Source organism: Turicibacter sp. TJ11 (genome assembly GCF_021497505.1).
In the GTDB taxonomy this organism is placed as follows: domain Bacteria; phylum Bacillota_I; class Bacilli_A; order MOL361; family Turicibacteraceae; genus Turicibacter.
The window spans coordinates 762,462-787,327 of the sequence record NZ_CP069349.1; the positions used below are offsets into that span (position 1 = coordinate 762,462).

Annotated in this window: 22 protein-coding genes; 2 read left to right on the top strand and 20 right to left on the bottom strand. The window is 34.7% G+C overall.

Annotated elements, in window-relative coordinates; genetic code table 11:
* Positions 1-276: 276 nt before the first annotated feature.
* Positions 277-1,785 (bottom strand): FAD-dependent oxidoreductase, encoded by a 1,509-nt coding sequence (locus tag JRC48_RS03580; protein ID WP_235070500.1) that lies wholly within the window; start codon positions 1,783-1,785, stop codon positions 277-279.
* A 305-nt stretch (positions 1,786-2,090) separates the two neighbouring features.
* On the bottom strand, positions 2,091-2,807 hold the full coding sequence (locus tag JRC48_RS03585; protein ID WP_235070501.1) for a glucosaminidase domain-containing protein: 717 nt from the start codon (positions 2,805-2,807) through the stop codon (positions 2,091-2,093).
* 453 nt (positions 2,808-3,260) lie between these two features.
* Between JRC48_RS03585 and JRC48_RS03590 the strand changes: the two genes are divergently transcribed.
* The gene (locus JRC48_RS03590; RefSeq protein WP_235070502.1) at positions 3,261-4,520 is read left to right on the top strand and encodes an ISL3 family transposase; all 1,260 of its coding nucleotides are present in this window, start codon (positions 3,261-3,263) and stop codon (positions 4,518-4,520) included.
* A 102-nt stretch (positions 4,521-4,622) separates the two neighbouring features.
* Here JRC48_RS03590 and JRC48_RS03595 read toward each other — a convergent pair whose 3' ends face one another.
* The 18 genes from JRC48_RS03595 to JRC48_RS03680 form a co-directional block, all read right to left on the bottom strand.
* Complete coding sequence (locus JRC48_RS03595; RefSeq protein ID WP_235070503.1) at positions 4,623-4,856, bottom strand: hypothetical protein; 234 nt, start codon at positions 4,854-4,856, stop codon at positions 4,623-4,625.
* 84 nt (positions 4,857-4,940) lie between these two features.
* Complete coding sequence (gene msrB, locus JRC48_RS03600) at positions 4,941-5,396, bottom strand: peptide-methionine (R)-S-oxide reductase MsrB (protein ID WP_235070504.1); 456 nt, start codon at positions 5,394-5,396, stop codon at positions 4,941-4,943.
* Positions 5,397-5,643: 247 nt separating this feature from the next.
* On the bottom strand, positions 5,644-6,438 hold the full coding sequence (locus JRC48_RS03605; RefSeq protein ID WP_235070505.1) for a YgcG family protein: 795 nt from the start codon (positions 6,436-6,438) through the stop codon (positions 5,644-5,646).
* A gap of 59 nt (positions 6,439-6,497) precedes the next feature.
* A complete protein-coding gene (locus JRC48_RS03610; RefSeq protein WP_235070506.1) occupies positions 6,498-7,067 on the bottom strand; it encodes a LemA family protein in 570 nt (189 codons plus the stop codon).
* Positions 7,068-7,344: 277 nt separating this feature from the next.
* On the bottom strand, positions 7,345-8,496 hold the full coding sequence (locus JRC48_RS03615; protein ID WP_235070507.1) for a serine hydrolase: 1,152 nt from the start codon (positions 8,494-8,496) through the stop codon (positions 7,345-7,347).
* A 339-nt stretch (positions 8,497-8,835) separates the two neighbouring features.
* Complete coding sequence (locus JRC48_RS03620; RefSeq protein WP_235070508.1) at positions 8,836-9,420, bottom strand: histidine phosphatase family protein; 585 nt, start codon at positions 9,418-9,420, stop codon at positions 8,836-8,838.
* Between the two features lie 423 nt (positions 9,421-9,843).
* Positions 9,844-11,004: a methionine adenosyltransferase gene (metK, locus tag JRC48_RS03625; RefSeq protein WP_235070509.1), complete on the bottom strand. Its 1,161-nt coding sequence runs from the start codon at positions 11,002-11,004 to the stop codon at positions 9,844-9,846.
* A gap of 30 nt (positions 11,005-11,034) precedes the next feature.
* Positions 11,035-11,907 carry an agmatinase gene (gene speB / locus JRC48_RS03630; RefSeq protein ID WP_235070510.1) on the bottom strand — a complete coding sequence of 291 codons (873 nt, stop codon included), beginning with the start codon at positions 11,905-11,907 and terminating at the stop codon, positions 11,035-11,037.
* The gene (speE, locus tag JRC48_RS03635; RefSeq protein WP_235070511.1) at positions 11,888-12,754 is read right to left on the bottom strand and encodes a polyamine aminopropyltransferase; all 867 of its coding nucleotides are present in this window, start codon (positions 12,752-12,754) and stop codon (positions 11,888-11,890) included. The genes speB and speE overlap by 20 nt, the downstream gene beginning before the upstream one ends.
* A 21-nt stretch (positions 12,755-12,775) precedes the next feature.
* Positions 12,776-13,201 (bottom strand): adenosylmethionine decarboxylase, encoded by a 426-nt coding sequence (gene speD, locus JRC48_RS03640; RefSeq protein WP_235070512.1) that lies wholly within the window; start codon positions 13,199-13,201, stop codon positions 12,776-12,778.
* Positions 13,202-13,219: 18 nt separating this feature from the next.
* Entirely contained in the window at positions 13,220-14,740 is a 1,521-nt protein-coding gene (locus JRC48_RS03645) for an aminotransferase class I/II-fold pyridoxal phosphate-dependent enzyme (RefSeq protein WP_235070513.1), read from the bottom strand.
* A gap of 578 nt (positions 14,741-15,318) precedes the next feature.
* Positions 15,319-16,935: an IS1182 family transposase gene (locus JRC48_RS03650; RefSeq protein WP_235070985.1), complete on the bottom strand. Its 1,617-nt coding sequence runs from the start codon at positions 16,933-16,935 to the stop codon at positions 15,319-15,321.
* A 102-nt stretch (positions 16,936-17,037) separates the two neighbouring features.
* A complete protein-coding gene (locus JRC48_RS03655) occupies positions 17,038-17,937 on the bottom strand; it encodes a GGDEF domain-containing protein (protein ID WP_235070514.1) in 900 nt (299 codons plus the stop codon).
* An 18-nt stretch (positions 17,938-17,955) separates the two neighbouring features.
* Positions 17,956-18,825, bottom strand: a complete 870-nt coding sequence (locus tag JRC48_RS03660) for a hypothetical protein (protein ID WP_235070515.1) — start codon at positions 18,823-18,825, stop codon at positions 17,956-17,958.
* A 354-nt stretch (positions 18,826-19,179) separates the two neighbouring features.
* Positions 19,180-19,779: a hypothetical protein gene (locus JRC48_RS03665; protein ID WP_235070516.1), complete on the bottom strand. Its 600-nt coding sequence runs from the start codon at positions 19,777-19,779 to the stop codon at positions 19,180-19,182.
* Between the two features lie 73 nt (positions 19,780-19,852).
* Complete coding sequence (locus tag JRC48_RS03670) at positions 19,853-20,569, bottom strand: hypothetical protein (RefSeq protein ID WP_235070517.1); 717 nt, start codon at positions 20,567-20,569, stop codon at positions 19,853-19,855.
* A gap of 191 nt (positions 20,570-20,760) precedes the next feature.
* Positions 20,761-21,756 carry a tyrosine-type recombinase/integrase gene (locus tag JRC48_RS03675; RefSeq protein ID WP_235070518.1) on the bottom strand — a complete coding sequence of 332 codons (996 nt, stop codon included), beginning with the start codon at positions 21,754-21,756 and terminating at the stop codon, positions 20,761-20,763.
* Positions 21,757-21,866: 110 nt separating this feature from the next.
* Positions 21,867-22,373, bottom strand: a complete 507-nt coding sequence (locus JRC48_RS03680) for an HdeD family acid-resistance protein (protein ID WP_235070519.1) — start codon at positions 22,371-22,373, stop codon at positions 21,867-21,869.
* A 340-nt stretch (positions 22,374-22,713) separates the two neighbouring features.
* On the opposite strand from JRC48_RS03680, the gene pulA reads away from it, so the two are divergent.
* Complete coding sequence (gene pulA / locus JRC48_RS03685) at positions 22,714-24,855, top strand: type I pullulanase (protein WP_235070520.1); 2,142 nt, start codon at positions 22,714-22,716, stop codon at positions 24,853-24,855.
* Positions 24,856-24,866 lie beyond the last annotated feature (11 nt).

Consider the following 24,866-nt stretch of genomic DNA (forward strand, 5'->3'; position numbering starts at 1 on the left):
TTAAAATAAAAATTTTTTAAAAAAACACCATTGCCGGTCAATGGTGTTTTAGGAATGTAGGTAAAGATAAGGAGTGTGAGCACAACTGGCTCAAATCTATTATACGTTCTATTGAAGGTTGGTTCAATAAAATCTACCCAAACCAAGAAGAATTGCAAGAAGTAGGGGCACAAAAGTTCATGAATATGACATTTTAAATAAACTTCCGACACGAAAAACACAGGGAAATGAATAGAAAATGCATATCCTGAATCATTTTGTAGATAGATTCAGTGCTTAAAATAGGTTAGGATCAATTTTATTTTTAGTTGAGGTTAAGGGGTGATGAGCAGGTCCTGTAATGATTTCTCCTTTATAAGAGAAGCGTGAACCATGACAAGGACAATCCCAAGTCGCTTCGGCACGATTGAAGTTTAATTCGCATCCTAAATGAGGACACGTAATATCAACGACAAATAACTCATCATTTTCATCTTTATAAATTCCGTATTTACCTTCATCGGTATGAATCACTGTTGATTGTCCACGATCGAGTGACTCTAAATCATCACCAAGTTTTAGTTTTCCTTTTAACAGTTCAGACGCGACTTGGGCGTTATAAAGCACTAAATTTTTAAATTGCGCACGAATATTTTTACGTTGAGGACTAAATAACGAACGCCATGGATTTTCTTTTTGTAGTATTAAGTCACGAAGGAGTAGGGCAGACACCGTACTATTAGTCATTCCCCATTTTTTAAATCCAGTCGCCACGTAAATCTCGTCATTTTCTTGCATACGCCCGATAAATGGAATTTGATCAATCGTTTTATAATCTTGTGTTGACCACTGATAACTAATCTCATCAATATTAAACATGTCGCGTGCAAATTGTTCAATGATTTCATATTTCTGAACCGTATCATCTGTTGTTCCCGTGCGATGATCTTCACCACCTACAATTAAGTAATCTTGATAGGTTCTAATGGTACGGGTCGGTTCTTCATATGAAATATACATCCCATCAGGCATTGTTTTTGCCCCTTTGCAAGCTGTTAAATATGAGCGTGAAGGTTCAACTTTAGCAAAGAGTAGGGCAAGATCATCATAAAATGGGAAGTGTGACGTTTGAACCACTTTTTTTGCTTCAATGTGAAAGCCCGTTTTTGTCTCAATGATGTGATGAGTGGGTTGTTTTTTTAACTCAACTGCTGGAGTATGTTCATAAACTTCAATATTCGATGATTTTTTTATTTCTTGTAATAAGCAAATCAGATATTTAAGTGGGTGAAATTGAGCCTGATTTTCTAAAATCAACGCTTTTTCAATTGGAAAAGGTAAATCAAGTTCATCGACTAATCGTCCGTTTAAACCAAGTTTTTGATAAGCTTTAAATTCCTTTTCAAGAATAGGAACATACTTTTCATCTTGCGTATAAACAGCTGAAAACTTTTTCTCAAAATCACAATCAATATTTAATTTTTTGATTGTTTGTTCAATGAAATCAAGGGCATCTAATTGAGCATTAGCATAACACTTAGCTTGATATTCACCGTAATGATTTAAGATTTTATGATAATCAAGATTATGTTGAGCTGTAATTTTTGCTGTCGTATACGCACTTGTCCCATGTAAAACTTCATCAGAATCAATTAATGCAACATTTAACTCAGTATCTTTAAGTAAATAAGCTAATGTGACACCAGCCATTCCGGCACCTACAATACACACATCAACTGATCGATCATGTGTTAGTTGTGAAAACTTTGGTGCTGAGATGGTATCAAGCCATAAAGGAACACGCATAATGAAAAACCTCCTACAATATTAGACTAATTATAGTGTTCATCACAAAAAAAGAAATATGTATGATTTTACTACAAATAAATCCTAAAATACCCATAATCCTAATTATGTAAACTTATAAGTTTACATAATATATATTATAGGAAGTTATATATTAAGTCTTAAATGATAATCTCTCATGCTCTTTCATTTATTTCTTGTTCACTAATGATCAAAAAAAGAGATGGCGACAAAATAATTCGAAGCGATCTCTTTAATAAGTAGCATTTTTTACTTAATGATTAACAACGGTACTTAACTATTAGTTAAACGTAATCTGCGACTAAAAATGAATTAAATCCTTTGGCTTTCAGTTTAGCTTGTTGACTTAAAGCATTCTCCTGGCTAGTATAAGAACCTACAATGACCCTTAAGTAATCGACTCCATCTTTGGGGACTGTCACTAAGAACGATTTAAATCCTTCATGCTCTAAAGCTTGTTGCTGTGCTCTGGCATTGACTCTGCTTGTATATGATCCTACAACGACACGATAATAAAGTGTGAGTCCAGTTTCCTTTACAGATGTAAAATCATAGCGCTGTAAGTCATATTGCTCAATTAACCCTATTAACTTATTTGGATAATTAGGATCGGTAGCATAACCTGCTTGATAGATTTCTTCACATGCCACTTTATAATCTTTGGCTTCTAATACTTTCGTGTATCTTTCTTTTTGAAGTAAGCTAGAATGATCTCGAATACTTTCAGCCCATCCGTCATAAACCTTGAATTTAGTCTTAATCGTATAAGGCTCATTGTCTTTGTATTCTCGTGTTTCTTTTGTATAGGTGACCCCTCGCCAAGCATCCGTTGCCTTCATTCCAAAAAGATTATTCGCATGAACCGCTAACTCACTCTCACCCCATCCTGATTCTAAGATAGCTTGTGCGATTGTTAGTGAAGCTAACACCTTTGTCTTTGCCATATCAGAAATAGCTAATGGCGCTATTTTTTGAATAAAATGATCTGTCTTTGTACTCATCTCATCATCCTCCTTTAGATTTTTAATAAATATATGAATTGACCTATCATAGACTATTAAGCGATCAGCTATTTGGTTACATCTTATCATTCATCAAAGGTGTTTTAACACTTAACATCCTTTTACTCTAGGTTTTCATCCTAACTGTAGTCCACTTTATCAATTAGATTTAAGTTTAATGATTGAAATTATCCATCTAGAGGCGTAACCAACCGTCTTATTCATCGTCAGTCTAATATTATTCTATGAAAAAAAGGGTTCTATAATATTTGGTGTTGCTGATGAAGCAACGCCTTTTTTCATGACATAAAAAAAAGAGACATCTCGTCTCCATCCTGTTACAATGTTATCTGCTAAAACAAGATTGAAAGGATCGATCGAATGTCCCATTCATATTTTACTAGAAAACTCCTAAATATCAAAGATAAACATATCACCTTTGAGGAAGATTATTTGGAAGAAGTCAAGATTCATGGTGTGACTAGCTTTATTTTTAAAGGCATTTTATCTTATCAACCCACTCATTGCGAACACTGTGGAACTCTTTTTGATTCTAAATTTAAAAAGCATGGATTCAAAACGCCTCGAATTGTGATTCCTAAAGTTTCACTCCATGATACTTATTTAGATTTAAAGAAACAGCGTTACTTTTGTGGACATTGTCAGTCGACGTTCACTCTAAAAACATCTCTTGTTGAAAAAAATTGCTTCATCTCTTACTCTACCAAACATGCCATCGCATTAGAAGCACAAAATAAAATCTCGGAGTCTGATATTGCTCGCCGTCATCAAGTCTCTCATTCCACTGTCAATCGTATCATTCACAGCTTCTATGAATCTCAATCATTAAATTTTAATTCCCTTCCAGAAAATCTTTGTTTTGATGAATTTAAATCGGTTAAATCTGCTCAGGGCCACATGTCCTTCATCTTTTGTGACGCTGATACCAAACAAATCATTGATATCATTGAAGATCGACGTTTAAGTTCCCTTCAAACCTATTTTAAACGCTATACCCAAGAAGCACGTTCTCGTGTCAAACATATTGTCATTGATATGTACGCCCCTTATACCAGCTTAATTAAGGAGCTTTTTCCTCAGGCCAAAATTGTCCTCGATCCATTCCATCTCGTTCAACATATTTCTCGTGCGTTAAATAAAACAAGAATTCGATTCATGAAACAGTTTAAGAAACACAGTCGCAAATTTAAACGTTACTGGCGCTTATTATTAAAATCTCACACCTTACTTAACACCACGACTTATCGCCCCGTTTACTGTTTTAAGCAACCGATGCGTGAGATCGATATCCTAAACTTTTTACTTGATTTATCTCCTGAATTAAAAGCAACCTATGACCTCTATCAAGACTTACTTTTCGCTCTTCAAACCAAAAACTTCGAGCGATTCCATCACTTACTTCAAGTGAAGCACCCTCTGATTTCTCCTGAATTCCAAACCGCTTTTCAAACCTTTAAAACGTATCAATCTTATATCGAAAACACACTGACAACTCCGTATACCAATGGTCCGATTGAAGGGATTAACAATAAAATTAAAGTCATTAAACGAATCGCTTTTGGGTATCGAAGCTTTTACCATTGGGTCACCTACCATGCGGAGCATGTCTCCTCCACTAGTAGGGTAATTAAATCAAGAATTCTTATGACTCAAAATCTAACCAAACCTAAAGTAAAAATCCTAGCAGCATAGCCACTAGGATTTCAATTCAAGTCACTCATTGTAATAGGTTAAAAATTAATCAGCAACACTATTTGACAAAGAGCCAAAAAAAGATCTACTTTGAGTAGATCTTTACTTAATTAAACAAATCGGATGCTGATCAACATAGGATTGAATCATTTCTTTAATTTCTTGTGTAGACCAATCTAATTGATCTAGCCCCCCTATTTCACAAGTGACGCTTCCTTCAATACTTTTAAATAACCGATGATAAATTTGCTTTGATTTTTTAAATGTTTCACCATCATCGATGAGATATTGATAAAGAACCTCTATTTCTTTTTGAATATACTCACGGTCATCCACCTAAATCCCTCCTATCTGATCTCCCTATCATAATCAGATTATCCTTTTTTCGTCAAGTGATGCTGCTCTTTCTTTATAGATTACTTAAGATTTGGCCTCTAATAAAGGTAAATAATCACCATATCCCGCTTCTTTCATTTCAGCTTTAGGAATAAATCGAAGCGCGGCAGAGTTAATACAGTAACGCAATCCTCCTTGATCAAGCGGACCATCATTAAAGACATGACCTAAATGAGAATCGGCATGAGCACTTCTAACTTCAATTCGATGCATGTGATGTGACCAATCCGCTTTTTCTTTAATCATGTTTCGCTGAATCGGTTTTGAGAAAGCTGGCCAACCACATCCAGAGTTGAATTTGTCACAGGATAAAAATAAAGGTTCTCCACTCACAATATCAACATAAATTCCTTCTTCAAAATGTTGATCATACTCGTTTTCAAAGGGACGCTCTGTGGCATTATGTTGAGTGACCTCATACTGTAACGGTGTTAACGTTTGTTTTAAAATAGCATCCGCTGGTTTTTCGTATTTGTTCATAAATAAACCTCCTTATCAGATAAAAAATTTAATTATTTTAAATTGAAATCATTATCACGATGAACTTCTCTTTAACTCAATGAAACTAAATCATCATGTTAATGCTTTATAAGACGTTTTATTTCCTTAGTTATTATAGGCTTTATTGTGAAAATCTATCACTCATGAAGTTTTAGATGTCATCCTAATTTCATTTTAATAGAACCTACTAAAAAAACTTGCATGTTTGTGCAAGTTTTTTTGTGATTTAAAAACGTCTGGATGCTCCACCACCACCTGAGCGTCCCCCTCCTCCTGAACTTCTTGAATTGCCTGAAAGGGAAGAAGATGACACACTTGATGTTTGTCCGATAAAGTTCATTAAAAGAAGTAAAGACTCCGCAAAACTTAGTCCCATGAATCTACAAACGGTGAAGTAAATGACAAATCCAATGACAGCAGTTAACGTTAATGTATTAAAAGAAGTATGGTCATCTTCCGCTACGTCCACATCAATCCCTGAAACACTACCATTAAATACATCCTCATATCCATACTCGGTTTGAATGGCAACTATCACTTGATCAAAAATATCACGAATCGCGAGTGAATAATTACCGTCCGCTAATAGTTCCATGGATTGATCAAGAATTCTTCCAACTTTTCCATCAGGTAAAGCTCCTTCTAATCCGTAACCCACTTCAATTCGTATTTCTCGATCCTCTGTTGCCAGTAAGATGAGAACGCCATTATCGTAGTCTGAATTTCCTATCTTCATTTTCTCAAACTGTTCAACAGCATAGGTTTCAATGGGGACGCCATCCAACGTTGGAATGATGACAACAGCTACTTGGGGTTTTTGCTCTGTTTTTTCAAAGAGATGATTGATTTGTATGATGTGCTGCTTGACTTCACTTGATAAAACGGAGCTCTTATCGGTGACATAGTAATTGCTATCAGGATTAACCGTTGCAAAAACATCAAGACTAATCGCACCTAAAACACTGATCAAACATAAAGTAGCAGATAAAATAAGTTTTTTAATCCATTTCTTTTTTCTCAAAATTAAAAACCTCTCTTTTTATCTAATGAAAAAAGGTTACATGAAGCAACCTTTTTTCATTAATTGTTGAAGTCGACTTTTGGAGCTTCTTCGGCTCCCGCTTGCGCTGTAAATTGTTCACGTTTTTCAATCCCCATCATGCTTGCTACTAAATTAGTTGGGAACTTACGGATTTTAGCGTTGAAGTTTTGTACAGCAGTATTGTAGCGACTACGCTCTGTGGCGACACGATTTTCTGTTCCTGCTAATTCATCCATTAAAGCCGTCACTTGTGTATCAGCTTTTAATTCAGGATAGTTTTCTACCACTACTAGTAAACGTGATAAAGCTCCTTCTAATTCAGATGAAGCTTCAACTTTATCATCAATCGTTGTGGCACCTGCTAACTTCGAACGAGCCTCTGCAATTGAAGTAAAAACTTCTGTTTCATGGGTCATATATCCCTTAGTTGCATTCACTAAATTCGGAATTAAGTCAAATCGGCGCTGTAACTGGATTTCAACATTCGAATACTGCGTGTCTACCGCTTCCTCTAGGGACACGATTCCATTATAAGAGCTGATGAACCAGCCAGCGATTAATGCAATCACAGCAAATATCCCAACTAAGATCGTTGTTGTTTTCTTCATAATCTAATACCTCCCTATCTTCCATTTTAATTGAATAAATTATACCACTATTTTTCCCCACTCTCATAAAAAAATAACCGTTTTCTAAACTTTTTTTGCTTGATTAGAATGTTTTATTCAAAGAACTTTTAATATATCTTATTGCAAGACACCTAGTTATGATCCTACATCTATATAAAGATTTTAGTCATTTTCACAGGAACTTTTCCTATTTATATCTAAAGGAGCAAGCAATAAAAAAATCCTATGAATCAAGTTTTCGTAGGATTTTTAGTACTTATCTTGAAATTTCTACCTCTGATAAGACAAGACGGGCAATATTATAGGCCATATACATATCACTTTCATCGTGATTAGTTAATAAAATAACGGTTACTTTATCTTCTTGGTGGCGTAAAAACATCGAATGCCAACCAATTAAATTTCCAGTATGAGAAATGGTATTTTCAACACCACTACTTACAAACCATCCGTAACCATAAGGCTTATTCCCAACCTTTGAATAGGCTTGTGTCATGAGATCGTAACTTGCTTTTGAAATGAGAGTGTTATTTTTTAAGGCACGATCATATTTATATAAATCCATCGCTGTCGAATGCATGCCACCTGATGCATAACCAAATGAAGGATGTAAGACGATAGCTTCAGAATTTTCAGAGATATTTTCAGTATATGCAGTTGCTAACATTTCTAACGGTTCATTAGAGATATTTAATCCTGAATGTGTCATACCAGTAGGTTCTAAAATATGTTCTTGAAGATACGCTTCGTAAGGTTGACCACTTACTTTTTCAATGATCGCGCCTAAAACGTCATAGCCTAAATTAGAATAAATCGAGTAAGTTCCTGGTTCTTCGTAATATAGATTCGAAGTTCTAAAAGCAGGCACAATCATTTCATCTACCGTTGTGACTTTACTATAGTTGGTTAAATCATCACCACAGTAAAGACCTGATGTATGAGTTAGTAATTGATGAATCGTTATTTGATCCGCATGTGGCATATCAGGAAAATATAAATCAATGGTTTGATCGAGTGTTAATTTTCCCGCTTCGACTAATTGCAAAATACTAACAGCAACAAAAGATTTTGAAACAGATGCAATATGAAATTGATGATTGACCGACATTTCTTCACTTTGCGCCACATTGGCTAATCCGTATCCTTTTAATAAAATAATTTCACCTTCCGATGCGACTAAGGTCACGCCGTTAAATGCTTGATCAACTAAATAAGCATCAATGGACTCTGCTAACGTTGGGTACGTTAAAGAGACCGTTTCAGTGATGACTTCATCAATCGCCTCATTCTCGTTTGATTCGACTGATTGATTGTTTAGCTTTGGAATCATATTTAACTGTTTCGATTGAATCCCACATCCCACTAAAAGAAGAGTCATTAAACCAATTAAATTAAACTTTATTTTCATAAATCCTCCCAATATTAACAAAATTGATCCACTGTTTTATCCTTTATTTACTGTAGCATAATTTTCCTTAAAAAACTTTATTTTTCGACAAAAAACTCAAAATGTTATGTATACAAGGTGTGATGCAATTTTCATGGCAAAGCTCTGATGACATCCATTCATTGAAATTTAAACTTTAATTTCATTATGGGCATTTTCTTTAACTTCTACACTTAGTTAATTCTTTTAAATATAAGATGAATCATTAAAAACATATAGGTTCGTTCTTTATTAGTCTATGAAACATAAAATGAGGTTATTCTAATGAGGGCATAAAAAAAGAGGTTTTGATAACCTCTTTTATAGACAGGGACGAATGACTTCTATGAGTTTGAATACTTGATCTTCATACTCATATTTACAAATCGTGCAATTTGGAAAGCCACCTTCACTCATAATTTGTTGCACCTTTTCCTCACTAACCCAATTTCTCATAAAATGAAAGCAAGCTCCCCCGTGAGACACTGCCAAAACTGTATGATGATCGTCTTTTTCCATGATCTCCGTACACGTCTTTTTCATGCGCTTTTTCACTTCTTCTTGGGATTCCCCTCCATAAGGTACAAAAAAGGTTGCATAACCCCCAGGTGTTTTGGGGTTTAAATCTTCACTTTCTCCTTCAAATGTTCCAAAATTCATTTCTTTTAATCCTTTAAGTCTCAAATAAGTAACCCCTTCCCCAATCGCAAATTCTAATGTATCACAAGCTCGTTCAGCGGTTGAACTATAAAAATGATCAAATGATACATCCTTTAAATAGTCCCCAGCCATTTTAGCTTGTTCAATTCCTCGTTCAGTTAATGGTGAATCGCAAGCTCCTTGAATTTTTCGACGTAAATTAAATAACGTTTGTCCATGACGCATTAAATAAAATGTTTTTTTCATCCAAATCCCTCCAATCATTCATTACTTTTATTGTAGCTGATGGAGCACACTCCAAGTCAAGCGGTTTCACCAAAAAAATTCTATGATATTTGGTGTTGCTGATTACGCAACACCTTTTTTCATGACATAAAAAACGAGACGTCAAGTCTCTGTCCTGGTACATTGTTATTAGCAAAGGAATTCTCTCGTACAAACCGAATCATTGTCAAAAGTGGGGGATTTTATTTGATTCAAAATTTAACTAAACCTAAAATTAAAATCCTAGCAGTGTAGCTACTAGGATTTTAATTTAGTTTTTTATTGTAATAGGTTACTATTTAATCAGTAATACGATTTGATAAAGTTCCTCTTTTCAAAGCAGAAACAGAAATATTTATCAGTCTTAGTTCGATTACTTTCACACTAAAAAGGCGATTTAGGGGGTTAGACGGCTAGTGAAATGACTTGTTCCCAAGGTAAATTTCCTTGTCCAAAATGTCCATAAGCCGCTGTTTGTTTAAAGATGGGTTGTCTTAATTGTAACATTTCAATAATGCCTTGTGGGTGAAGCTTAAAATTCTTTTTAATGATTTCGACTAATTCTTCATTTGAAACTTTCGCTGTTCCAAAATCTTCAACTAAGATCGAAGTTGGTTCAGCCACACCAATAGCGTATGATAATTGGATTTCACATTTTTCTGCTAACCCATTCGCCACAATATTTTTGGCAATGAAACGGGCCATATAAGCTGCTGAACGATCCACTTTTGTTGAATCTTTTCCTGAAAATGCTCCACCTCCATGACGAGCATATCCGCCATATGTATCAACAATGATTTTGCGTCCAGTTAACCCCGCATCTCCGTCAGGGCCACCGATCACAAATCGTCCAGTAGGGTTAATAAAAATACGTGTTTTCTCATCCATTAATGCTTGTTCAATAATGGGTTCGATAACATGTACTTTTAAGTCTGAAACAATTTGAGCATGTGTGACAGCTTCATCATGTTGCGTTGAAATCACAATTGTATCGACACGTATAGGCTCATTCGCTTCATTATACTCTACTGTCACCTGTGTTTTACCATCAGGTCGTAAGTAAGGTAAGGTTTGATTTTTACGAACTTCACTTAACCTCTTCGCCAGCTTATGAGCTAACGAAATCGGTAAGGGCATTAATTCTTCCGTTTCACGACAAGCATAACCAAACATTAACCCTTGATCTCCAGCTCCAATGATGGCTTCTTCCTCTTCATTTTCACGTGCTTCTAAAGATGTATCGACTCCTTGTGCGATATCTGGTGATTGAGCATTTAATTCAATCATCACACGACACTGATCAGCATCTAAGCCCACTTCTTTGGCCGTATAACCAATTTCACGAATGGTTTGGCGAACAATTGCTTCAAAGTCAACTTTAGCATCTGTTGTAATTTCTCCTGTCACTAACACTAAATCTTTTGATGCAACCGTTTCACAAGCAACGCGCGCCATGGGGTCTTGTGCTAACACCGCATCTAAGATTGCATCTGAAATCTGATCACAAACTTTATCTGGATGCCCCTCTGTTACTGATTCTGATGTGAATAATTTACGTTGTTTCATAATCTCTTCTCCTACCTATCTTATTTCTATTTATTTTACTGCCACTAATAAGGCTAATTCTCTTAAGACTTTACAAGCCACAATGGTTGACACATTCGTTTGGTCATAATGAGGACTTAATTCGACTAAATCAGCTCCCACTACTTCAATCGTTGACTCTTTAATGACTTCAAAAACTGTTTCCAATTCTTTATACGTAATGCCACCAGGTTCTGGCGTTCCCGTTCCAGGGAAGATGGATGGATCTAGAATATCTAAATCAATCGTAATATAAACTTTTTTCCCTGCTAATTGTGCCACGATATCTTTCACACTATGAACTGTAAATGGCTCCATATAAGTATGCTGTTCTTTTAATGCAAAATCAAATTCTTGTTTCATTCCCGAACGAATCCCAAACTGATAAATTCGATGGTCGCCTAGTAAATCCCAACAACGGCGAATGACTGTGGCATGCGATAATTTTTCGTGATGATATGTATCTCGTAAATCGGTATGCGCATCAAAATGTAAAAGGTGTACATCAGGATGCTTTTTAATAAGTGCTTCAATAACTGGTAAGGTTACTAAATGCTCGCCACCAATCATTAACGGTTTTTTATCATCTTGAATAATTTGTGAAGCAACTTCGTTTATTTCAGATAAAATTTTAACCGTATTTCCGTTTGATAAAGAGACATCTCCTGCATCACAGATTAAAAACTCTTCTAAATCTAAATCCAGTCTTGGACTATACGTTTCGATTCCATCTGATTCAAGACGCATTTGACTTGCTGCAAAACGTGTTCCTGGTCGATAAGAAGTTGTTCCATCAAATGGCGCACCGAATACGATGACGTTTGCTTCTTCATAAGACGAATCCATTGCTAAAAACTGAGCCGCATTAGTTAGATGATTTTGCATCTTCAAGCATCTCCTTTACATACGTTGGTAACATAAACGATCCCACATGAAGATCTGTGTTATAGTATTTTGTCTTTAATCCTAATGCTTGCCATTCATTGAATTTAGCATCTTGAACCGGATCAAATGTTTTTGAAGCAAATCCAAATAACCAATGTCCCGATGGATACGTTGGGATATGGGCTTGATAGACTTTTGCAATTGGGAAAATGCGGTTAATCTTTTCATGTGCACGTTTCATTTCATGTGCATTTTGATTGAAATAGGGACTTTCATTTTGGTTGACTAAAATTCCATCTTTTGAAAGGATACGGTAGCAATTTTCATAGAATACAGTTGAGAATAATCCTTCTCCTGGTCCAATTGGATCGGTTGAATCCACAATAATTAAATCGTAGCTTTCATCGTGAGCATTCGCTACCCAAGCAACCCCATCTTCAAAATATAAATGAATACGTTCATCTTCTTCTAATTTAGAAGCTGTAATAGGTAAAAATTCTAATGAAGCACGAACGACTAATTCATCAATTTCAACCATATCAATGCGTTTGATATGAGGATAACGTGATAATTCACGAGCTGTCCCCCCATCACCACCACCAATGATTAAAACATTTTTAATGTCTGGATTCACACACATTGGCGTATGAACAATGCTATCATGATAAATAAATTCGTCTTTTTCATTTACCATCATTAATCCATCTAACGTTAAAAACTTTCCAAACTCTTGACTTTCAAACACATCTACTTGTTGAAAGTCTGATTTTTTTGAATATAACTGCTTATCGACTTTAATTGAAAAACGTACGTTTTCTGTCCACTCTTCTGTATACCAAAATTCCATCATAATCTCTCCTTTTATTGATTAAACAGCTTTTGCTTCAACTGGTTTATGTGTAATTAATCCTAACTCCTCTTTGCTATGTTTTTGAATTTTTGACGTTAAACCACGTGGGATTTCAATCGATTCACTAAACTCTGATTTTAAAATCGTTTCTAAATGTTCAAAGCTTTTCCATGGATCAATATCCCCACATGTGAAAAAGTCAGCTGATGCGAATCCATATTCCGGCCAAGTATGAATGGTTAAGTGTGATTCAGCTACAATGACAGCTCCACTCACTCCCCATGGATTAAAGTGGTGGAAAACTGAATCCACAATGGTTGCTTTTGCTTCTAATGCCGCTTCATTCATTGATTGTTCAATGAATTCAGGATTTTTTAATACGTCTGAATCACAATTGTAGTATTCTACTAAAATATGACGTCCTAATGTTTCAACTTTATGCATAGTTAACACTCCTTTATCTTAAGAGAGATTGTTTTCTTTAATCACTAATAACTGTTTTAGTTCGTTATCAACATTATCTGTTAAAAAAGCATGACTTTGTTTTAAGTGCTTTAATGAAATAATGACTTCTGATGTAATTCGCTCACCTGGAGCCACAATTGGAATACCCGGAGGATAAGCTAAAATAGATTCTCCCGATAATCTCCCGACGGCCTCTTCAAGTGGCACTAGTTCTTTTTCGCAAAAATAGGCCTCACGCGGTGATAATCCAACTTGAGGATGACTCACGAGTTTAAATGGCGTCGATTCAATCTTTGATTTTTTATACGATTGATTTGCAATTTCTTTAAACGCGTGGATTAAACGATTAATATGTTTTAACTGATCACCTAAGCTGATGATAGCTAAGACGTTATTAAAATCAGGCATCTCCAATTGGATATTGTATTTTTTCCACATGATGTCATAGACCTCAAATCCCGTTAATCCTAATCCTTGAACATTTACCCCTAATTTAGTCACATCATAAGACTGGTGATAAACACCTATCGGTTCAATGGTATATAGGCCAGGAATTTGATTAATTTTATATCGAGCATACTCACTCAAATAAATTGTTTTCGATAATTGTTCATAACCATTTAACACTAAGTTTTGGCGTGCTCCATCTAAACTACTCATGAGTAAGTAAGAGCATGATGTGGATTGTAACATATTAATCACTTGTTGAACTTTTTTAATATCCACTCGTTTTTTATTCACAAGTAAGGCTGATGCTTGTGTTAACGCTCCTCCGGTTTTATGAAGGCTCACACATGAGACATCTGCCCCTAACTCCATTCCTGAGGGTGGCAAATCAGGGTGAAATGGAAAATGAGCTCCATGTGCTTCATCCACTAAAACAAGAACGTGACGCTCATGACAAACCTTAATAATTTGCTCTAAATCTGTGACAAAACCATAATAAGTTGGATTTAATAAAAAGACAGCTTTAATACTTGAATCTTGATCAAGCATCGCTTCAATCACAGATGGTTTCACATTACAAGCAATTCCTTCTTGTTGAAGTAATTCAGTTTGCAAATAAATAGGTGTTGCACCGCATAAAATCAAACCATTTAATGCTGATTTATGAATATTTCTCGGTAGCAATACTTTATCGTTCGGTCCTAATACTGACATTAGCATACAGTGAATCGCCGATGTCGTTCCATTTGTCATGAAAAAGGCAGCATCTGCATGATAAGCATCCGCTAACAATTCCTGTGCTTCTTTAATTACGCCTTTAGCATTTGAAACATGATCAAGCAATGGAAGGGAATTAACATCCATTCTCATGAGATCATGTCCAAAATATTGATTTAACACCTTTACTCCCTGTCCGCGTTTATGGCCAGGAACATCAAAAGCTGCAATATCTTGAAGGCTATAGTCTTTTAACGCCGCTAAAAGTGGTAGGTCACGATGTTTTTCTAATCGATTACTATCTATGACTGAGACAGATGGTTCGTTTAAATCCATACATTTTAAATGACTCACCTTATTCTCCTCCTTTCTATGCAAAGAGATTCATTCCTCTTCCAGTTACTAATATAAGACTGTTTGTTTAGTATTTATAAACTTTTTGGGTAAAAAAAAGATTTTTTAGCTAAAAACATAAAATAAACTCTTTCATTTTTTGCTTTATCACACAAAAATCCACAACAAAAAAATAAGATAAAACCCTTAATTTCCTATAAATGGATTTTAATTCATCTTTTTTCGCCCTGTTAGCTGATTGCCAGCACAACATCGATTATAATAGTACACTTTTTCTCCTTTATCAATACCTTTTTAGCAAAAAATATAAAAATTTAATTTTTTTTAACCTTTTGTTTGGTATTACTAAACTAAACTTACTTTAATCAATCCAGAAGTTTAATTTATATAAACTAACAAAAAGGGGCTGTATCAAAATGACTAAAATTTTATAGTCATGGAGCGACATGCTCCTTTTTTTGGCTATTCATCGTAAAAAAATCAGTCTGTAAATTTAATTTTATGGGTTAGACTTAATTTTAAGCACGACGAAAAGAAGGACGTTTCTTTCCTTCAAAATGACAGTCTATTCTGATTTTTTAAGCCACTTTCCCTGGATGAAGTTGTTGTCCGCAACGATGGCTTTGAATTTTTTTATGTAATTTTTGTACATTATATCCAAAACATAGAAGCAATAGTTCGACTGTGACCTGAATTTTTCCACGGGTTAAAAATTTTCTGAAGCCGTAATCTTGTTTTAACACGCCAAAAGCACCTTCGACTTGAATCGAACGATTCTTTCTTAACAGAATCCCTTCTTCACTTTGGATATTTTTAAGTGACTCTGTTCTTAGCGAAAGCATTTTTTTAGACACTTCCAATCGTTTTGAGTTTCCTTCTTTCGCTTTTGTACATTTTAAACGCAAAGGACAATCTTGGCAGGTTTCACATTCATAAATCGTGACTTCTTTTCGATAACCGGTCTGACTTTCTCGAATTTTAACTTCGATCGGTTTTAACGTTCTGCCATTTGCGCACGTATAGGTATCGTTGAGTTCATCGTACGTCATGTTTTCTCGTTTCCCCAGTTGAGCTTTATATTTTCTTGTTTTTGAGGTTTCATAGTTGAGGGGCTTAATGAAACCTTTTTGATGGTTTTCCTTCAAATAAGCATAATTTTCTTCACTTTCATATCCAGCATCCGCAATGATTTGTTTAAACGTTCTGGAAAGCCGACCTTTCAGGGAATCTAAAAATGGAATGAGTGTGGGGACATCGTTAGCTGACTGAAAAACGCCCACACCTACGATATACTCGGCCTCAACTCCAATCTGGACATTATACCCAGGTTTGAGTTGCCCATTTTTCATGTGATCTTCTTTCATTCGCATGAAGGTGGCATCCGGATCTGTTTTTGAACAACTTGAGCGGGTTGAACCGATCATTTTTTGATAGTCCAAGTAAATGATTTGTTTCTCTATGAATGCTTCAAGTGTTTCAATCTGACGTTGAAGCTCTGTTTTTCGCTTCCCTTTCCCATAAACAAATTCAAGAGATTGCTCGATGACTTTTTCTTTTAAATTCAATAAACAAGCCTCTAACACAGGTAATGGATTCTTAACATCAAATGAATAGGAAGTGAGATAGCTGTCATTCACTTGTTGAAGGAGTTTTTCTATTTTGACCTGGAGCTTCGCTTCATTTTTAGTCACTGATTTTAACCAAATAAACGAATAGCGATTGGCATTGGCTTCAATTTTTGTTCCATCAATAAATAGGTTTTTAAAATGAATTTCATCTAAGGTGTGAAGACGCTCAATGAATTGATCAAATAAATCTTCCATGACACCATCGCTTAAATGATGTTTTCTAAATCGATTAATCGTATGATGGCTAGGCGCTGGATATCCATTTAATAACCAGATAAAATGAATATCCCGTTGACAAAGTCGCTGAATTTCTCGTGAAGAAAAAGAGCGATTCATATACGCGTAAATTAAAATCTTAAACATGATCACCGGTGGTACGACAGAATTTCTCCCTTTATCAGAGTAAGTGCTTAATAATTTTTTATCATCTAATCCCTCCAATAATTGATTAAGCAAACGTACAGGATCATGAGGTGGAATATAAACTTGAATATCCATCGTTAAAGAGAGTTGATATCCAGCTGAATAAGTTGTATAATCTTGATGTATATTTTCTTTAGTCAGCATAAATAAAGTATACAAAAAAGCAGTCCCGAATGGGACTGCCTTTTTTTGTATCTTTTAGATTTTTAATTCAAGGGCCATCTATTTTGAGACAGCCCCTTTTTGTTAACTAACGACACGATTTCTTCCTCTATGTTTCGCCTCATATAACTTTTCATCTGCATCTTGCAGTATCTCTTTTAGTGTCAAATTACCTGCATAACACATTGAAAGGCCGATACTACATGTTACTTGTTGAATCTTATCACCGATTTTAAATGCATAGCGTTCTACGGATTGTCGAATGCGTTCCGCCACTTCATTCGCATGATTAAAGTCAACATGTTTTAAAATAACGACAAACTCTTCTCCACCATATCGACTAATCCAATCTACATCTTGACGAAGTACAGACTTAATGACCTCTACAAATTGTTTTAAGATTTCATCCCCCATTAAATGACCATGAACATCATTAATTTGTTTAAAGTGATCAATATCTAAGAGCAGTACGGCTAAATCCGTTTCATAAATGCTGCTATACATTAGTTCTTTTGTTAATTGTTTTTCAAAATAACGTCGATTATAAACTTTAGTTAATTCATCTACATTAACTAAATGATTTAATGTTGTCGTTGTCGTATCTAGTGGGATCGCTAAGTTAGAGGATAAATCAGAAAAGAAATCATCTGTGGACATCTTTTTTAACAATTCAACAACATAAAATCGATCGTCATGTTCAATCGGTAACGCAAAGATCAAGTAAACTTCATCGTTATATCTTTCAATTTTAAATGTTGATTTCTTATTTTTATAAGCAACAAAGGAAGCACAATTTCGACAAACTGAATTTCGTTGCCAAAAATCATAGCAGTTATTTCCATTTTTAAAAAATTCAAGTGTATTGATTTTTCCTTCTTCCCCAATAATTTCTTTTTTAATCGGATCAACAATCCGAATACTATCGTATAAATCAATAAAGATGCTTAATCGTTCTCGAACTTCTTGAATTAGTTCTTTCGCCATCAGGTTTCTTCCCTCTTTCTATTTCGCTTCTAATGCGTCTCCTTTTAATAGCTGATTATTTAATCTCTGTTTTAATTGTTCGTTTTCTTCTACTAATAATGAATTCTTTGTGTTGTAATCATCTCTTAGCTTTTCAATCTTATCATTATAGTCTTGTTGAAGTGAAAGACGCAATTCTTGTAATTCAAGCTGTTGCGTTCGTTTTAACAACTCAACTTCTTGTTCTACCCCGTGCTCTTTTTGTTTCAGTTCTTCAGCAAACTGATTCTTTTGCTTTTCCTTTTCATCTTCAATCCTGTGAAGCTGACTGTTTAAGCGCCTCATTTCATCTTCTTTATCATCCACTAATGCTTTTAGTTTTGTCAGTTGCTCTAATGCCTCGTTCGCCGCTTCAATTTTAACTTCAGCTGCTACAAAGTTCTTTTCTAGTTCACTATTTTTTTGACGTAACAAATCATTTAATTCTTTTAAGTTACGTTGCTCCTCTTTTTGAACCCCAACTTCTTGTTTTAATCCTTTAACTTGATCCTTTAATTGTTGAATTTGTTGCTCTTTTTGTTCAAGTTGTAAAAGTTGCTCTTTTAATTTCTCGATTTCTTCTTGTTGCTTTTGAAGTTGTTGGTTTTCTTTATTTTTATATTCTAGCTCTTTTAATTGTACACCTTCAACTAAGTGAATGTAAATATCTGCTATACGTTTCGTTAAATGTTGCAACTCCTCGATATCTTTTGTAAATTGATTTGATCCTGCACTTATTTGTCCTAACTCAAATTGCGTTAGCATCAGTTGCATCAAATCTTTATTATTAATTCCATTTTGTTGCGCTAATTCAATAAATCGATTCTTCAATTCTTCATCAATACGCACACTAAATACTGCATCTGCCATTTTCTCACCTTTTTACTACATTTTTATCTATTATATCACATTTTTATCCTTTTTACACCCTCCTTGTATACATCAATTAATTGTATACTTTTGTATACAACATAAAATAAGCTAATTTACAGGTAGTTTACGTAAGTATACGGATGTATACATCATAGTTGGTGATTGATTATATTCAATATAACTTTCATTATATTGAATATAAGTGGGATGATTAAAAATGACATAAAAATAAGGGGAAAATACGTAAAAAACAGGGGGAGAAAAAAGTGAAGAGACGAGTTAAAATATGGAAATGAGTTTTTGAGTCTAAAAAAATTGAAATAAGAGAGAAAAACATAATAAAAACCACCTTTAAGAAGAGGTGGTTTCATGAAGACAAGAGTTATTTAAATCTAATAAAGATAAGTCATGATAATGAGCCATTAAAATTGAAACATTTAGCCCTGGATCATCAAACGTTCCCCACTCTTCACAAAACAAGTCTTTGGTCTCATGAAGAAGTGCTTGATGTCTAGAATATTCATCAAAAATAATCAAAATAGCTTCTTTAGCTTTCTTTGACTCAACAAGTGATTTTAACTCGGATAAATGATCATTAATTTTTGATGAATTAAGACGTGGTAAATGATACTCACAAATGTCACGCCGATGTTTAGAGGGTTCAAATAAAATCCGAACGACTAATTGAACACTAGAGGTTGGCTTAAACATTTCTTTATAATTCATCCCTTGTAAAATAAAGAATAACTCATTATCATTAGATTCCTTTCGCCCCTTTTCTAAGGGATAGTCTTGATAGACATCTAACAGATAGCCTTGTTCTTCAATGAGTTGGTAACAAATTTTTTGAAAGGTCCAGGCCACATCACGATGAACCATAAATTGATAAGTAAGATAGTTTTGCTTGATTTTACTTAAAGCTTCCTTTAGTAATTCTTCCCCGACTTTCATGATTCTCTTCCCTTTCGATGCATGCAGTTTACTACACTGTATTCAAGGAAGCCAAATCTTATTAGTAAAACATTTAGAACTGAGCTAACATTCGTTTGACTTGATCCATCATCCAGCCTATTAATAAAATCGCGAAGCAACAAGTCAGAAAAATAGTGATGTGATCTAAGTTTTTAATAGCAATCCCGATATACGCCCAAATAAAAACAAGCGGATAAACTAAGTCAAGCTGACTCTCTGTAAAAACAACCGCGAAAAAACCACCCATCATTAAAACAAAAATAGCCCAAAAAGTTTCAGTCAATCCAAATAACTCGCTAAAACCATTAGCTTTTAATAAAATAGAAATTTCAACAATCGTCGCAATCGATAACCATCCTAAATAAACAGAAATAGGAAGTCGAAAAAAAGGAACTCGCTCTCCTTTAGCATGTTGAGATGACAAGTAGACAAAGCTAGCCGTCATGAGTGCTCCAACAATAAATAGACCTGCTATCGGCTGACCAACGATTAACGATAACGCCGAACAAATAAAACTGATGGGTAAAAATCGACTGACTCTTTGATAAGCATCATCTGCTTTTGTTTGACGAAAACCAAACCAAATGATCCAAATTCCCCAAAGTCCATAAATCAAAAGCCAAATTAAAAACGTATATGGAGCGGGTGTAATGAGTGGCTGAGCTGAAGGAATCGTGAAGGCTTTTGCTCCGTTCGTTGTAAATGATAAAACGATTAAAAACAAATAAGAAATGACATTGATGATGGTGTACCTAATTTTTTGTTTCATTTTTTCCTCCCTATATGCAAGACATCTAATTCATTGTATGTGTCATGAACAAGATTACGAACTCATTTTTGCACCTCATCAAAACATGACATTCATTGATATACTTAAGCTTAAGTATAAAAAAACTCTTAAAAAGTAAAGCATAACGTCCATGCTAGACGTTATGCTTTACTTTTTAAGAGTCATAAAATTTAATTAGCGGATGCGTCATTCATTAAATCAAACTGAATAAGATCTCCGGCATTATCTTTTAACTTTTCAATTGAGTGAATATAGCGATTGGTTGTTGCAATATTTTGATGCGCTGCAAAGTCACGAACTTTTTCAATACTCGCCCCATTTGTAATTGCAAGTGTAATCGCCGTGTGACGAGTGGAATGAACTTTAAGATGCTTCGTAATACCCGCTCGCTTACAGACCGCTTTCATCATGTAATTTAATGAACTTGGATCGAGCTTTTCATTATTACGCTTGTTACGAGAGTGGCCGATAAATAAATAAGCCTCTTTATGCTCTTCAAAGTTACGACTCGTTCGCTTCACGTACTCTTCAATCAGTAATTTGACACCGGGTTGAATTTTAACCATGTCTTTTTTTCGTCCTTTTCGAGTAACATGAATCACGTCATAATCTCCGTATTTTGTCACATCTTGAAGACGAATATTAATTAACTCAGATTTACGAAGCGCTGTGGTTAACGCTAAGTACATAATCGTTTTGTTACGCAACTCCACAAGTTTTGTTGTATCAAACACTTTTAACAGTTGTATACATTCTTCAGCTGTCAGAAATTCGGTTTCTTTTGAGTTGACCTTTGGCTTTTCCTCTTTCAAATTACCAAATGGATTAAAATGTAATAACGCCGTTCCCGTTCGATTATCTTGATACTTTAGTAACCATTTATATAACGAGCTTAAAGATGACACTTTGCGATTAATCGTCGCTGAAGCACACCCTTTCCCCTTTAAATCTAATAAATAATGCTCGACATCAAACATATTCACCGCAATAATTTGCTCGAGTCTAATGTCTTCAATTTGTTCGACTTGAAAAAAATCTAAAATATCTCGTTCATATGAAATAGCTGTATATTGACTACTACTAGCTTTTAAATTTAAAAAATGACGAATAAAATGAACTTTTTTAGCTTCGCCAAGTACTCGATTTTGTGTTAATACGATCTCCATTAGTTTCACCATCTTTATTATTGTATCCTTATCATAACATAAAACGATAGAGACCGTCAGTGAAAATTTAATTGAAATGAAAAAGAACCCGCTTAAACAGGTTCTTTAACTTAAAACGTATCTTTTAGTTTAACACCGATATAAATTTCACTAATCGCTGTTAAGATCAAAGCTGCACCGATAAAGTAAGGAGCAGTCACTAAAACCGAAAGAGGTTGAACAATGACAAGGATTCCAAAAACGACTAGAATCGCATTATAAACCGTATAAGCATTCCATCCAAAATGGCCGTTTCTAAACGACATGAACATTAAATAAGCGCCACGAGCGAGTACCCATACCCCATAAACAACAATGAGTAAATCAATGGTTGGAATCGGATAAAGCCATAAGACTAATCCAAATAAGATATTAATGATCCCATTAAAGATAAAAAAGGCACGTCCCTCGCGATGTCGGCATCGAAGGATCGTCGAAACACCGACGATGATAAATAAGATAGCAATTAAAACACTCAAGCTAATAATGGTTTGAAGCGGGAAGATGAAAAATAAAAGACCAATAATTCCAAATAATAAACCTTCAACTATAAACATTTTTTCTAAAAATGATGTCATGTTCATGACTCCTTTCTATCCGTTGATTAAATCATCCTGATAAAAAAGCTTAATTTAAATTCTAATCACTGATCTCATAAAAGATTAAAGTGACTAACTTAATCATTCAACTGCTTAGGCTAGATGAAAAGATATTCTTCATTTTTATGAGATAGTTTTATTATGTGATAATTCATCGTTCTTATTTATCTCACGATTTAAAATGCAGTCGTCTCATCGTCAACATCGACTAGAACATTCAAAACTGAAAAGCGTTACACAACAATACTTCAAGAAAACTATTTCAAAAATATATGGGGTTAGATATAATGAACTCAATATGACTGAGGGGGAAATTTTTATGATGAGGAAACGTCAAACATTTGAAGCCTATTTAGATACATTTGAAACCATTACAGCCTATTTAAGTAAAAATTATTACGAAGGAAAGAACCAAAGCTTCCGATTAAAAGATGAACAGTCTAACAGTGTTAATTTAGAGATTCTTAATATCATAGATGATGACAACTACGTCAAATATATTTTAAAAACACCGCTACTAGAGTTAGGAGAAAGCTATCGATTAACCGATGATCGTCAACTCACCACACCTTTACAATTTGGGTACGTGGTTAGAACAAAAGCATTTGATGAGGCCTTTTATTATGAGGGAGATGATTTAGGGGTCACTTACACAAAACTTGCGACTACTTTTAAAGTATGGTCGCCCATTGCCTCACAAATTAAAGTTGAAATTCATCACAACAATGACGTTCAAACGCATGATTTAACTAAAGGAAATCAAGGTGTTTGGAGCCTTACACTGATGGGTGACTATGAACTTGCTTCTTACATTTATCTGGTCAAAGTCAATGGTTCATGGAATCAGGCTACCGATCCTTATGCTATCGCCTCAACACCAAATCATCAACGAACAGTGATTATTGATCCTCAAAAAGTAGAAGTGAACAATCAGCGTCATGGATTAAAACCACTTGAATCTTATACGGATGCAATTATCTATGAACTACATGTTCGTGACTTTTCCATGCACAAAAACTCAGGAATTAAGCATGTTGGAAAGTTTTTAGGCGTCATTGAAGAAGGAACAAGAACGGATCGTGGAACATTAACTGGACTTGATTATCTCATGGATTTAGGAGTCACTCACCTTCAACTTCTTCCAACGTATGATTTTGGATCAGTCGATGAATTAAATCAATTTGAATCTTATAACTGGGGATACGATCCTGTTCAATATAATGTACCAGAAGGAAGTTATGCCACTGACATTCATAACCCTTACTCACGAATTATTGAGATGAAACAGATGATCGCGAAACTTCACGAAAAAGGATTTCGAGTGATTATGGATGTGGTGTATAATCATATGTTTGATCGTCAAACCTCTTCATTTGAAAACATCGTTCCTAATTATTATTTTAAGCTTGGAGAAAATGGTGAAATTTCAAATGGTTCATTTTGTGGAAATGACTTTGATTCCTTACGTCCGATGGGTCGTCAGTTTATTATAAATTCTTGTAAAATGTGGGTTAGAGATTATGGATTTGATGGATTCCGCTTTGATTTAATGGGGATTTTAGATACAGAAACGATGAATGACATTGCAAAAGAATGTCAAATGATCGATTCGTCTGTCATGGTTTACGGTGAAGGATGGAATATGCCATCATTAATGCCTGAAGAAAAAAAGGCGATGATGTTTAATAATGACCAAATGCCAAACGTGGCTCACTTTAATGATCGTTTTAGCCGTGGAATTAAAGGCTCACCTTTTGAAACCGAGCTATCTGATATTGGATACGGTCTTGGATACACAGAAGACTTAAACCGCGTTATGAATGTCATTGCCGGTTCATGTACGAAAATTGGGATGGACCCACTATTTGTTGAACCAACGATGAGTCTTAATTACGTTGAATGTCATGATAATTTAACCTTATTTGATAAGATGATGTTAGCCAATAAGTGTGAATCGTTAGAAACGCGATTAAAACGTCAAAAACTGATTAACGCTCTTATTTTAGTATCTCAAGGAATTCCATTTTTACACGCGGGGCAAGAATTTAATCGAACGAAAAATGGCGATCACAACAGTTATAAATCATCTGATGAAATCAATCAATTAGATTGGGATCGTAAAGATCAGTACCAAGAAACCGTTGATTTTGTTAAAGATTTTATTTCTCTTCGCCAATCGATCAAAGCTTTTCGATTATCAACTAGCGAAGAAATTCAAGCACATATCTTAGTTCAATCTCTTCCAAACGGAATCATTGACTATACAATTAAAAACGTTAAAGCCTACGGCGATTATGAATCACTTAAAATTTTAATCAACCCAACTCATCAAGCAATGACTTTAGAGTTAGAACAAGATTATGTGTTACTTGCTAATCAATATGGACGAGTTAATTCATCTGAACCGATTCAAACCATTACCGTTGATTCTATTGAGTTAGTTGTTCTTGCCATTAAATAAAAACAAGCCTC